Below are 12,707 nucleotides of genomic sequence, written 5' to 3' on the forward strand. Positions count from 1 at the left end.
AAGCGTCAGATAGTGACAACGGCAATCAGCGTCACCACGGTCAGGATGGTTGCCAGCCCGTAGAACACCCATTTACCGCTCGGCACATGGATTTTCAGGTCATGCATCGCATGGTGAATGCGGTGCAGGCCGCACCACAGTGGCAGGACGATCATCAGGAAGATGAACACGCGGCCAATAAAGCTGCTCGCAAACGCCAGCACGCGCTCGTAGCTCAGCGCATCGCCCGGAAACAGCCCCAGCGGCAGCATAATGCCGACCAGCAGGATGATCACCGGGGCGATGATGGCACTCCACATGCCGCCTGCGCCAAACAGGCCCCAGAAGACCGGCTCGTCTGAACGTTTTGGATTTGGATTGATCACAGTAGTCTCCTTACCAGAACAGTGCGACAAACAGAATGACAACCGTGACCAGGATCGTCACTGCCCATAGCCCTTTAATGACTGGCTCCGGCCCCATTTTTTCGTCTTTAATGATGATGTTTGCCGCTTTTGGCGCCAGTTCAAACCAGGTTTTGGTATGAAGTAGCGCCGCCGCGAGCGCGATCAGGTTCAGAACCACGATGATTGGGTTTTGCAGGAAACCGACAAAGTTCGCCCAGGTTTCCGGCCCGTGTTTAAGGGCAAAAACGCCATACATTAACTCAAGGCTGAACCAGACCGCCGGTACCGCCGTGCCTTCACGCAGCATATAGAAGCGATAAAACGGCAGGTTTTTCCACCAGGTGGACGGCACAGGCCGCACGTAGGCTTTGCGTTTAGTCGTCATCATGCACTCCTTAGCGTGGTTTCAGGGTAGCGATAAGAAAGTCTTTCGAGCTTTCCACTTTACCCTGCTGAATTGCGGCGGCCGGGTCGACGTGCTTCGGACAGACTTCGGAGCAGTAGCCCACAAACGTACAGGTCCAGACGCCGTTCTGGCCGTTTAGCTGCGCCATACGTTCTTTTTTGCCGTGGTCGCGGCTGTCTTCGTTATAGCGGTGCGCCAGGGTAATGGCGGCCGGGCCGATGAACTCCGGGTTCAGGCCAAACTGAGGACAGGCGGCGTAGCACAGGCCGCAGTTGATGCAGCCGGAGAACTGATGGTATTTCGCCATCTGCGCCGGCGTCTGGGTGTTCGGACCCTGGTCCGGCGTGCGCGGGTTGCCGATGATGTACGGCTTAATCGCTTCCAGGCTTTCGATAAAGTGGGTCATATCGACCACCAGATCGCGCTCGATTGGGAAGTTGCCCAGCGCTTCAACCTTAATGCCTTTGGTGTAGTCACGCAGGAAGGTTTTACACGCCAGCTTCGGCACCTTGTTGACCATCATGCCGCAGGAGCCGCAGATCGCCATGCGGCAGGACCAGCGGTAGCTCAGGTCCGGCGCCAGGTTGTCTTTGATATAGCCGAGCGCATCCAGCAGGGAGGTTTGCTCGTCATAAGGCACTTCGTAGAAAGCGCTGTGGGGGGCGGTATCCACTTCCGGGTTGTAGCGCACCACTTCAACTTTCAATTTTTGCATCTCAGCCATTCGCCTTCTCCTTCTTCTCGGCGGCTTCTGCTTCTGCGCCATACACGCGTTTAGCCGGTGGCAGCGTGGTGATTTTCACGTCGCTGTAGTCCAGACGCGTGGTGCCATCCGCATCGCGCCAGGCGAGAGTGTGTTTCAGGAAATTGACGTCGTCACGTTCGGTACAGCCTTCGTCCAGACGCTGGTGGGCGCCGCGAGACTCTTTACGCGCCAGCGCAGAGTGCGCCATACATTCCGCGACGTTCAGGCCGTGGCCAAGCTCAATGGTATAGAGCAGGTCGGTGTTGAAGACGCTGGAGGTATCGGTGATGCGCACGCGCTTGAAGCGCTCCTGCAGTTCCGCCAGCTTGTCGACGGTTTTCTGCATCAGTTCCGGCGTACGGTAGATACCGCAGCCTTCTTCCATCGACAGGCCCATCTCGTCGCGGATCTTCGACCAGTTCTCGTTGCCTTCCTGGTTCACCAGATCCTTCAGGCGTTTTTCAACGTCTGTGACCTGCGCATCCAGCGCCGCACCGTTTGCTTCGCCTGCGGTTGCCGCACGCTCCATGGCGCGCTCGCCCGCCATGCGGCCAAAGACGACCAGCTCTGCCAGCGAGTTAGAGCCCAGACGGTTGGCGCCGTGCAGGCCGACGGAGGAACACTCGCCCACGGCGAACAGCCCTTTAATGCGGGTTTCACACTGCTGGTCGGTTTCAATCCCGCCCATGGTGTAGTGCGCGGTTGGGCGTACCGGTATCGGCTCTTTCACCGGGTCGACGCCCACGTAGGCTTTTGCCAGTTCGCAGATAAACGGCAGACGCTCCAGCAGTTTCTTCTCGCCCAGGTGACGCAGGTCGAGATAGACCACGTCGCCGCGCGGCGTTGAGATGGTGTTGCCCTTGCGCCACTCGTGCCAGAAGGCCTGAGAAACTTTGTCGCGCGGGCCGAGCTCCATGTATTTGTTTTTCGGCTCGCCGAGCGGGGTTTCCGGGCCCATGCCGTAATCCTGCAGATAGCGGTAGCCGTTTTTGTTGACCAGAATACCGCCTTCACCGCGGCAGCCTTCCGTCATCAAAATGCCGGAGCCCGGCAGGCCGGTTGGGTGATACTGCACAAACTCCATATCGCGCAGCGGCACGCCGTGGCTCAGCGCCATGCCCATCCCGTCGCCGGTGACGATGCCGCCGTTGGTGTTGTAGCGATAGACGCGACCCGCACCGCCCGTTGCCATCACCACCGCATTGGCGCGGATCTGGACGAGCGTGCCTTCCATCATATTCATCGCCACCAGGCCACGTGCATGACCGTCGTCGACCAGAATGTCGAGGACAAAATGTTCATCGAAGCGCTGAATTTGTGGGAACTGAAGGGAGGTCTGGAAGAGGGTGTGCAGCATGTGGAAGCCGGTCTTATCGGCGGCGAACCAGGTGCGTTCGATCTTCATGCCACCGAAGCGGCGGACGTTAACGCTGCCGTCCGGACGGCGGCTCCACGGGCATCCCCATTGTTCCAGTTGGGTCATCTCCGTTGGGCAATGGTGCACGAAGTAGTCAACGACATCCTGTTCGCAAAGCCAGTCGCCCCCTGCAACCGTGTCGTGGAAATGGTATTCGAAGCTGTCATGATCCTGCGCGACGGCGGCGGATCCTCCTTCTGCTGCCACTGTGTGGCTGCGCATCGGATAGACTTTTGAAATCAATGCGATTTTAGCGTTCGGGTTGGCTTGTGCCGCAGCAATTGCAGCGCGTAATCCAGCCCCGCCAGCGCCTATTACGGCAAGATCGGCTTGAAAAGTTTGCACGACATTCCTCCAGATTTTTGTTTTCCCGCAATGCGATGAACTAAAGGAAGTTCACCTGCCCGAACGGGCGATTGCGGAAGCGATTCCACTGCTCCTTTATGGGTATAACAGTATAACCGCGTAGTTGTGAGGGAAATTTGACGTGTTCGATTTTTTTGCTGTTCTGTGCGGTGATTTATCATCGTGATTGATGAAATGCATCACAGAATAATCCACATAAATGAAATACGCGTTTTTACTGCGCAAAATTTGTCTCTGCCACTGCTAACGAGTAGACTTCGTGCCCTTGTCTGAAATCGGAGAAAAACTCATGAGCGAAACGGCCACCTGGCAGCCGAGCGCATCCATCCCAAATCTGTTAAAACGCGCCGCAATTATGACGGAGATCCGCCGTTTCTTTGCCGACCGCGGCGTCCTGGAGGTGGAAACCCCGTGCATGAGTCAGGCAACGGTAACGGATATTCATCTGGTCCCGTTTGAAACCCGTTTTGTTGGCCCAGGCCACTCCCAGGGCATGAATCTGTATCTGATGACCAGCCCGGAATATCACATGAAGCGCCTGCTGGCGGCGGGGTGTGGTCCGGTGTATCAGCTGTGCCGCAGCTTCCGTAATGAAGAGATGGGGCGTCACCACAACCCGGAATTCACCATGCTGGAGTGGTACCGCCCGCACTATGATATGTACCGCCTGATGAATGAGGTGGACGATCTGCTGCAGCAGGTACTGGACTGCTCAGAAGCCGAAACGCTCTCCTATCAACAGGCCTTCCAGCGCCATCTGGAAATCGATCCGCTGTCGGCGGACAAAGCCCAGCTGCGTGAAGTGGCGGCAAAACTGGATCTGAGCAACGTGGCGGATACCGAAGAGGATCGCGACACGCTGCTGCAGCTGCTGTTCACCTTCGGCGTGGAACCGCAGATTGGCAAAGATCGTCCGACGTTTGTCTATCACTTCCCGGCAAGCCAGGCGTCTCTGGCGCAGATCAGCACCGAAGATCACCGCGTGGCAGAGCGTTTTGAGGTTTACTACAAAGGCATCGAGCTGGCGAACGGCTTCCACGAGCTGACCGACGCGCGCGAACAGCAGCAGCGTTTCGAGCAGGATAACCGTAAGCGCGCCGCACGCGGTCTGCCGCAGCAGCCGATTGATGTTAACTTGCTGGAAGCATTAAAAGCCGGTCTGCCGGATTGCTCCGGCGTGGCGCTGGGCGTGGATCGTCTGGTCATGCTGGCGCTGGGCGCCGAGCAGCTGGGCGATGTGATTGCCTTTACGGTCGATCGCGCCTAAAGCATGGCCGGGTGGCGCTGTCGCTTACCCGGCATATAGTATCTGTGGCAATTTTCCTTTCCATTTCTTCTCCGCAACATTAAAAACTGCCATTTTCTCTGTACACGGGTCTTTTTCTTGAATTGCCTCGTATAGCCACAATATTAGTCTGGTCATCTGCTACCATCCGCGCAGTTTAATTCCTCTTCGGATGGTTATATGTCCCAGTCACTCAAAAAGATGACCCTCACCGGGCTCATTCTGATGATTTTTACGTCAGTTTTTGGCTTTGCCAACAGCCCGTCGGCTTTCTATCTGATGGGCTACAGCGCGACGCCGTTTTATATCGTTTCTGCTCTGTTCTTCTTTATCCCGTTTGCGCTGATGATGGCGGAGATGGGCTCGGCTTACCGGAAAGAAGAGGGCGGTATCTATTCATGGATGAACAACAGCATCGGCCCGCGCTACGCGTTTATCGGGACGTTTATGTGGTTCTCCTCCTACGTCGTCTGGATGGTCAGCACGGCGGCCAAAGTCTGGGTGCCGTTCTCCACGTTTCTTTTCGGTGCGGATAAAACGCAGGTCTGGTCTTTAGCCGGGCTGAGCTCCACGCAGGTGGTCGGGATTCTGGCGGTGTGCTGGATGGTGGTGGTGACGCTGGTGGCGTCAAAAGGCATCAACAAAATTGCCCGTATCACCGCCGTTGGCGGTATTTCCGTGATGTGCCTGAACCTGGTGCTGCTGCTGGTGAGTATCGCCATTCTGTGCCTGAACGGCGGACACTTCGCGCAGGAGGTGAACTTCGTATCATCGCCTAATCCGGGCTATCAGTCCGGTCTGGCCATGCTCTCCTTCGTGGTATTTGCCATTTTTGCCTACGGCGGTATTGAAGCGGTAGGTGGGCTGGTCGATAAGACCGAGAACCCGGAAAAAAACTTTGCCAAAGGGATTATTTTTGCCGCCATCGTGATTTCCATCGGCTATTCGCTGGCGATTTTCCTCTGGGGCGTTAGCACTAACTGGCAGCAGGTGTTGAGTAACAATACCACTAACCTCGGGAACATCACCTACGTGCTGATGAAAAGCCTGGGAATGACGCTGGGTAACGCCATGCACCTGACGCCGGAAGCATCGGCCACCCTGGGGATCTGGTTTGCGCGCATTACCGGCCTGTCGATGTTCCTTGCCTATACCGGCGCGTTCTTCACGCTAATCTACTCGCCGCTGAAAGCAATCATCCAGGGTACGCCAAAGGCGCTGTGGCCGGCACGCATGACGCAGCTCAATACCGCAGGCATGCCTGCCAACGCCATGTGGATGCAGTGTCTGCTGGTGTGTGTGTTCATTCTGCTGGTGTCATTTGGCGGTGATACCGCGTCTGCGTTCTATAATAAGCTGACCCTGATGGCGAACGTATCGATGACGCTGCCGTACCTGTTCCTGACGCTGGCGTTCCCGTTCTTTAAGGCGAAGCGGGATCTTGAGCGTCCGTTTGTGATCTTCAAAACCCGCGCGGCAACGCTGCTGGCGACCACGGTGGTGGTGCTGGTCGTGGCATTTGCCAACATCTTTACCGTTATTCAGCCCGTGGTTGAGGCGAACGACTGGAACAGCGCGCTGTGGATGGTCGGTGGGCCAGTCTTCTTCTCGCTGCTGGCGATGGGGATTTATGAGAATTACCGCCGGCGCTCAATGGCGTACGTCACGGAAGTGGCGTAGCGGTAAAATACCCCTCCCGAAAGGGAGGGGAGAACGATTACAGACTTCCCGCCGGGCGCGATCTTGCCGCCGACGTGAGCGTTTTACCCATCTTGCGTCCGTCCATGCTTTCCAGACGCATCTGGAACGGTGGGAACGGCATATCAATACCATGCTCGCGGAATCCCGCCAGAATCAGCTGGTGGATCTCATGGCGCAGCGGCATGCGGTGCCCCATTTCGGCGGCGTAGATACGCAGTTCGAAAATCTGGATCCCCTGCTGTAAATCAACCAGGAATACTTCCGGCGCAGGGTTATCGAGCACCAGCGTACAGCGTTCAGCGGCGGTGTAGAGGATCTGCGTGACCTCTTCACTGTTGGCATCCGACGGCGCCGGTACCGTCAGCACCACGCGCGTAACGGAGTCCGACAGGGACCAGTTGATAAACTGCTCGGTAATAAATGCCTTGTTCGGCACGATGATCTCTTTACGGTCCCAGTCGCTGATCGTGGTGGCGCGGGTGTTGATCTTCGTTACGCTCCCGGTCAGATCGCGGATCGTCACCGTATCGCCAATGCGAATCGGCTTTTCAAAAAGGATGATCAGGCCGGATACAAAGTTAGCGAAAATCTCCTGCATGCCAAAGCCAAGGCCAAACGTCAGCGCGGCCACCAGCCACTGCAGTTTAGACCACTCAATACCAATCATTGAGAACCCGACCATTCCGCCAAACAGCAGTATCAGGTATTTCGTAATGGTCGTAATGGCGTATCCCGTGCCGGGGGTTAAATCCAGATGCTGCAGCAGCGCCAGCTCCAGCAGTGCCGGGAAGTTACGCACCAGCTGGGTGGTGATGATCAGCACCAGAATGGCAATCAGCACCGCGCCTAAGGTGATCGGCTCCAGGCTTTCAACGCCCTGCACCGTGGACGTCACGTCCCACAGAGAGATGTTCTCCAGGAAGCCAAACGCGGAGTGAATTTCCGACCACAGGAAGATCACCGACAGAAGGGCAATCAGCATCAGGAGGGAGCGCACCAGGCGCAGAGACTGGGTACTGATGGCATCCAGATCCAGTTCGACCTCGTCCGCATCCATCGTGCCTTCCGTGCTGTTGACATGGGTTGGCTCTTCCTCGCCACGGGCACGCTGAGCGAGGATCTCTGCCCGGCGATGCTTGGCGCGGTCAAAGGCCAGACGGCGGCGCTGGATCAGCATCCCGCGCCGGATCACGTGATACACCACCAGCAGCAGGAACCAGATCGCCACCGATGTTTCCAGTCGCGCCAGCAGCGCCTGCGAGGTTGCCAGGTAACCTACCGCTGCTGCCAGCATCGCAATCAGAGGAGCGCTCAGCAGCAGGTTCCAGAGCAGCCGGTTGAACATGTTGTCGCCGCTGCCGGATTTATCCAGATAGAGCGGTATCCCCGCGCGTTTCAGGCTGAGCGTGACGATGGCCAGCGCGCCGCAGATCAGCATAAAGCAGAGGCGCCCCAGCGAACCTGAGAATTCCCGGTCGTTAAGATTATCAAACATGATCAGCGCCATAATCAGCGGCACAATCAGCCCGATGCTCATCAGGTAATAGCGCATGGCGCGCGCCACGCGGTTACGAGGCCAGCCAAAGTGGGCGATGAACAGGCCGTTAGGCCGCGCGAACGTCGCGCAAATCATCACCACCCACAGCAACGGTACCGTGGCGGTGACGCCATCGCCAATGGCGACCGCGAGCGGATAGGGCCAGGCTTCCCGAAGGCCATAGCCAAGCGTCATCCACAGCACCGGTAGCGGAGAGGCGACGAGAATCGACCAGAACACGGTGCGCAGCGTCAGCCAGAAGTGATCCTGAGTGACTTTCCCCACCCGCGCGCTGGAACGCTCCAGGAAGCGGGTGAAATGTCTGCGCGAATAAATGCTGAAGCCCACCAGAACCAACGCGCCAAGCAGCGGGAAAATCGTCTCTTTACTGGTCAGCATCATCACGCTGGCCTGTCCGAGCTGGCTAAAGGTGTCGAGCGAAATCAGGCGGCGCAGATCCTGAACGATCTCAATTGGCCACGAGAAGGTCATTGGACGTACGTCGGATGTCCAGAAGAGATAACGGTGCGTAGCCTCGTTCACCTCTTTCAGCGCGTCTTCCAGCTGGCTGTTAGAGACCTTGAGCTTAGTCAGTTCCAGAATCAGCGTATCCCCGCCCTGCAGCAGGGAGTTCAGCAGTTCGCGCTGGGTGCGCAGCTGGGCTTCCAGAATACGGTTTTGCTCGCTGGTCAGAGGTTGTCCGTCAGACTGACGGATCTGGCGTATTTGCGGCTGCTTATTGAGAAGATCTTCAAAGTGCAGTCGCTGCACGCGCAGCTGGGCCATCTCGGTATCCAGCTGCTGCGGTTTCGGCATTTCCGGCAGGCGCGCGACCTGGGCGCGTAACGCTTCGCCCAGCAGGTTTGATGACCCGAGCCACTGGGACTGCTCGCGCAGGGTGTTGAGCGCCTGGCGCACCTGCAGGGTTTGATTCGTCGCCTGACGCTGCTGGGAGGCAACCAGATCCATACGCTGCGCCTGCTGATTCAGGGCGGCAGAAAGCTCGCGGTTGACCTTAAACTGATCGACGATACCTTCCGGCAGATTGGCGCTGTTTTCCGCCAGCAGCTCGGTGCTTTCAAGCGCTCGCTCGGCTTCGCGCTGGCGCTGGCTGTTAAGCAAATTACGCAGGGCCTGAAGGTACGCATCCAGCTGCTCGCTCTGCTTCTGAGCGAGTTCAGAGCGCATCCGCGCCAGCTCCTGGCGGTTGTTGGCGGAAAGCTGCGCCAGCTCCAGCTCATCCACAAGGGCCTTCAGACGGGCAGATTCCGCCTGCAGACCCAGATTTTGCGCCTGAGCCTGCGGCGTGTTGCCGCTTTGCGTACCCACGCGGCGCTCAACGTCGTTAAGCTGGCGGCGGGCGTCGGTTTGCTGCTGCGGAAGCTGGCTGAGGGAGTCGGCAATTTCACGCGCTCGCTCCTGCTCCTGCTGAGCCTGGCGGCTCTTTTCCAGGAGCTGGCTGCTGACCTGCAGGATTTCCTGATTCAGGGCGTCGGTGGTCATGCCTTCCGGCACTTCGCGCGGCTCATCGCGCAGATTAGCGAGTTGCGCGCGCAGCGTTTGCGAGAGTTTAGGGAAGTTGTCGATAACCTGCTGATACTGCTGAGCGCGCTCAAGCGAGCCTTTCCGCTCTTCAAGCGCGTTCAGTGCGGACTGGAGTGACTCAACGGTCTCTGGCTGAGCGGGTTTAGCCGCTTTCGCCTGCTCCAGCTCCTGGGTTATCTGTTTGGCGTCTGGGGCTGTCGCTGCGTACGCCCCCATGCTGAGGCACCAGGCCATCAGTAGAACGATAATCGGGCGCACGTCAGCGATCCTTCTTTTGTTAGCCTTCGTCTTTTTTGTCGTCAACCAGCGGGCTGGCGTCGTGCTCGGCGTCGATCTCTTCTTGCGGCAGCGGAGCAGGTTCTGCATCCGGCGTCACGAAGGTTTCGGTAGAGACCGCCAGCGGCTGACCCAGTTTGGTGACCGACAGGCTTTCGAGCTGCTCAGCCAGCTTCACTTTGCCCGGCGCAAACAGGTTGATGACGGTAGAGCCCAGCTTGAAGCGACCCATTTCCTGGCCTTTCAGCAGGGCGACAGAACCTTCTTCTTCACCGGCAGGCCACGTCCAGCGCTTGATCACGCCTTCACGCGGCGGGGTAATGGTGCCAGCCCAGACGGTTTCGATGCTGCCGACAATGGTCGCGCCCACCAGAATCTGCGCCATAGGGCCGAATTCAGTATCGAACAGGCAGATGACGCGTTCGTTACGGGCAAACAGGTTCGGTACGTTTTGCGCGGTCAGGTGGTTCACGGAGAACAGATCGCCCGGCACGTAGATCATCTCACGCAGGATACCGTTACACGGCATGTGTACGCGGTGGTAGTCGCGCGGTGACAGATAGGTGGTGGCAAAGGTACCGTTGCGGAACAGGTCCGCCATCAGGTAATTGCCCGCCAGCAGCGCTTCCAGGCTGTAGTTGTGGCCCTTCGCCTGCAGAATTTTGTCGTCTTCGATGTTACCCAACTGGCTGATCACGCCGTCTGCTGGCATCACCAGGACGTTAGGGTCGCTGTTCAGCGGGCGCACTTCGTCGCGCAGCGGGCGCACGAAAAACTCGTTGAACGTGCGGTAGCTGGCGGTGTCCGGCTTCTGCGCTTCTTTCATGTCGACCTTGTAATACTTAACGAAAAGGTCGATGACCAGTTTGGTCAGCCAGCCCGCGCGTTTGCTTGCGCCCCAGCCCGCCAGGCGAGTGAGCCACAGTTTTGGCAGAATGTATTGAAGCGAAAGTTTAAATGCGTTTAACAAGGTAGCCTCCAGGCCATTGTTTTGTCGTTCCTGATCCGGCAGTAAGCCGCCGGAACCTGAAAAAAGGGGACGATTTTAGCGATGCTTAGCTTAGTTGTCAGTTATCAGAATCAGAAAAGTTTTTACGCGTTTTTACCTGATCCATGCTCTCAAGAATGCGGTGGTAATTCTCGAAGCGGGTCTCCGCGATTTCACCTTTCTCAACCGCTTCGCGGATAGCGCAGCCTGGATCGTTATCGTGTTTGCAGTCGCGGTATTTGCAAGCGCCTAAATAATCATGGAATTCGACAAATCCATTAAAGATTTGTTCCGGCTCAAGATGCCATAAACCGAATTCACGTACGCCCGGTGAGTCGATCACATCGCCGCCGTGAGGGAAATGATAGAGACGTGAGGCGGTGGTGGTGTGCTGGCCCAGACCCGAGACATCAGACACATCGTTAGTGAGGATCTCCTGCTGAAGGCCGAGAAGGTTGTTTAGCAGGCTCGATTTCCCCACGCCGGACTGACCCGCAAAGATGCTGATGCGATCGGTAAGCGCCTCTTCCAGCGGTTTCAGTCCGTCTTTGGTGTAGCTGGACACCATCAGAACGCGGTAGCCAATCTTGCGGTAGATATCCATCTGCTCATTAACGAAAGCCATGCCTTCGTCATCCAGCAGATCGATTTTGTTCAGCACGATAATCGGTTCAACCTGCAGCGTTTCACAGGCGACAAGGTATCGGTCGATAATATTGAGCGAAAGTTCGGGTAAAATCGCCGATACGATGACAATCTGGTTAATGTTGGCGGCAATCGGCTTCACCCCGTCGTAAAAATCGGGACGGGTTAACACGGACGTACGCTCATGGACCGCTTCAACGATACCTTTTACCGTAACGCCCTCTGCCGCCTCTTTACCCGGTCGCCAGACGACGCGGTCGCCGGTCACCAGAGAACGAATGGTCCGGCGAATGTTACAGCGGTGGATTTCGCCATCGGCGGATTCCACGTCGGCGTGCATACCGAAACGGCTGATGACTACGCCTTCCGTTGGTTCGCCAAACAGGTTGTCGTCGTAATCGACCTTCTCCGAAGTGGTTTTAAGACGGCGCTGATGATTGGCATTCACGCGGCGCTGCTGCCCTTTGGAGAGTTTATTTTTACTCAATCGCACTGGCTCCTGGTCGCCCGTAAGGGGCAAAACCTCTATGATACACTCTAATTAATACTAGTTAACCTGCTACTGCCGGTTATGCGAGAAGGGTGGAAAATAACATGAGCGCGGATGAAAACAACCTGATTTGGATCGATCTCGAAATGACCGGGCTGGATCCCGAGCGCGATCGCATTATTGAGATTGCAACTCTGGTGACCGATGCCAACCTGAATATCCTTGCCGAAGGGCCAACGATTGCGGTGCATCAGTCCGACGACCAGCTTGCGCTGATGGATGAGTGGAACGTGCGTACCCACACCGGCAGCGGTCTTGTCGAGCGTGTGAAGGCGAGCACGCTGGGCGATCGCGAGGCGGAACTGGCGACGCTCGAATTTCTGAAGCAGTGGGTACCAGCGGGTAAATCGCCGATCTGCGGGAACAGCATCGGTCAGGATCGCCGTTTCCTCTTCAAGTACATGCCGGAGCTGGAGTCTTACTTCCATTACCGCTATCTGGACGTGAGCACCCTGAAAGAGCTGGCGCGGCGCTGGAAGCCTGAAATTCTGGACGGCTTTAAAAAACAGGGTACGCACCAGGCGATGGACGATATCCGTGAGTCTGTTGCGGAACTCGCGTACTACCGCGAAAACTTTATTAAGCTGTGATTTTGAGATCCGGCACCTTGCGTGGCCGGGTTTTTGTCGTTAAATTGTTCAGCTTGCCGATTAAATAAGCACTTGAACTGAATTTCGAAAAAATCACTTTAAGGGGGGTTGCAGCTAAAAGGATTTCTCGTATAATGCGCCTCCCGTAACGACAGAGAATTACACGTTACGACAGCAACAAAAGCAGTACAGATTTGCGGGAATAGCTCAGTTGGTAGAGCACGACCTTGCCAAGGTCGGGGTCGCGAGTTCGAGTCTCGTTTCCCGCTC

10 protein-coding genes and 1 tRNA gene are annotated in these 12,707 nt (G+C 56.9%); 4 read left to right on the plus strand and 7 right to left on the minus strand.

Features of this window, described 5'->3' with window-relative positions:
• Window positions 1–5: 5 nt before the first annotated feature.
• From frdD to frdA, 4 genes are read right to left on the minus strand one after another with little or no spacing between them, the layout of a single operon-like run.
• On the minus strand, window positions 6–365 hold the full coding sequence (gene frdD / locus IM303_RS21650) for a fumarate reductase subunit FrdD (RefSeq protein ID WP_000609653.1): 360 nt from the start codon (window positions 363–365) through the stop codon (window positions 6–8).
• Between the two features lie 10 nt (window positions 366–375).
• Complete coding sequence (gene frdC, locus IM303_RS21655) at window positions 376–771, minus strand: fumarate reductase subunit FrdC (RefSeq protein ID WP_028015239.1); 396 nt, start codon at window positions 769–771, stop codon at window positions 376–378.
• 10 nt (window positions 772–781) lie between these two features.
• A complete protein-coding gene (locus IM303_RS21660; protein WP_041911494.1) occupies window positions 782–1,516 on the minus strand; it encodes a succinate dehydrogenase/fumarate reductase iron-sulfur subunit in 735 nt (244 codons plus the stop codon).
• Window positions 1,509–3,299 carry a fumarate reductase (quinol) flavoprotein subunit gene (gene frdA / locus IM303_RS21665; protein ID WP_028015241.1) on the minus strand — a complete coding sequence of 597 codons (1,791 nt, stop codon included), beginning with the start codon at window positions 3,297–3,299 and terminating at the stop codon, window positions 1,509–1,511. The genes IM303_RS21660 and frdA overlap by 8 nt, the downstream gene beginning before the upstream one ends.
• Window positions 3,300–3,609: 310 nt before the next feature.
• Here frdA and epmA point away from each other — a divergent pair, with 310 nt between their 5' ends.
• On the plus strand, window positions 3,610–4,587 hold the full coding sequence (gene epmA / locus IM303_RS21670) for an elongation factor P--(R)-beta-lysine ligase (RefSeq protein WP_041911493.1): 978 nt from the start codon (window positions 3,610–3,612) through the stop codon (window positions 4,585–4,587).
• 198 nt (window positions 4,588–4,785) lie between these two features.
• Window positions 4,786–6,285, plus strand: a complete 1,500-nt coding sequence (gene yjeM / locus IM303_RS21675) for a glutamate/gamma-aminobutyrate family transporter YjeM (protein WP_045261278.1) — start codon at window positions 4,786–4,788, stop codon at window positions 6,283–6,285.
• A gap of 37 nt (window positions 6,286–6,322) precedes the next feature.
• Here the strand turns inward: yjeM and mscM are convergent, their stop codons facing one another.
• The 3 genes from mscM to rsgA all read right to left on the minus strand — a co-directional run bounded on the left by mscM (window position 6,323) and on the right by rsgA (window position 11,784).
• Window positions 6,323–9,646, minus strand: a complete 3,324-nt coding sequence (mscM, locus tag IM303_RS21680; protein WP_193360245.1) for a miniconductance mechanosensitive channel MscM — start codon at window positions 9,644–9,646, stop codon at window positions 6,323–6,325.
• A 19-nt stretch (window positions 9,647–9,665) separates the two neighbouring features.
• Window positions 9,666–10,634, minus strand: a complete 969-nt coding sequence (asd, locus tag IM303_RS21685; protein ID WP_193360246.1) for an archaetidylserine decarboxylase — start codon at window positions 10,632–10,634, stop codon at window positions 9,666–9,668.
• Between the two features lie 97 nt (window positions 10,635–10,731).
• The gene (rsgA, locus tag IM303_RS21690; RefSeq protein ID WP_032644955.1) at window positions 10,732–11,784 is read right to left on the minus strand and encodes a small ribosomal subunit biogenesis GTPase RsgA; all 1,053 of its coding nucleotides are present in this window, start codon (window positions 11,782–11,784) and stop codon (window positions 10,732–10,734) included.
• Window positions 11,785–11,891: 107 nt separating this feature from the next.
• On the opposite strand from rsgA, the gene orn reads away from it, so the two are divergent.
• On the plus strand, window positions 11,892–12,437 hold the full coding sequence (gene orn, locus IM303_RS21695; RefSeq protein ID WP_028015247.1) for an oligoribonuclease: 546 nt from the start codon (window positions 11,892–11,894) through the stop codon (window positions 12,435–12,437).
• 196 nt (window positions 12,438–12,633) lie between these two features.
• Window positions 12,634–12,706: transfer RNA gene (locus IM303_RS21700), tRNA-Gly, on the plus strand.
• Window position 12,707 lies beyond the last annotated feature (1 nt).

Origin of the sequence: Enterobacter cloacae complex sp. P38RS, from assembly GCF_014930775.1 — a bacterium.
Classification (GTDB): Bacteria; Pseudomonadota; Gammaproteobacteria; order Enterobacterales; family Enterobacteriaceae; genus Enterobacter; species Enterobacter bugandensis.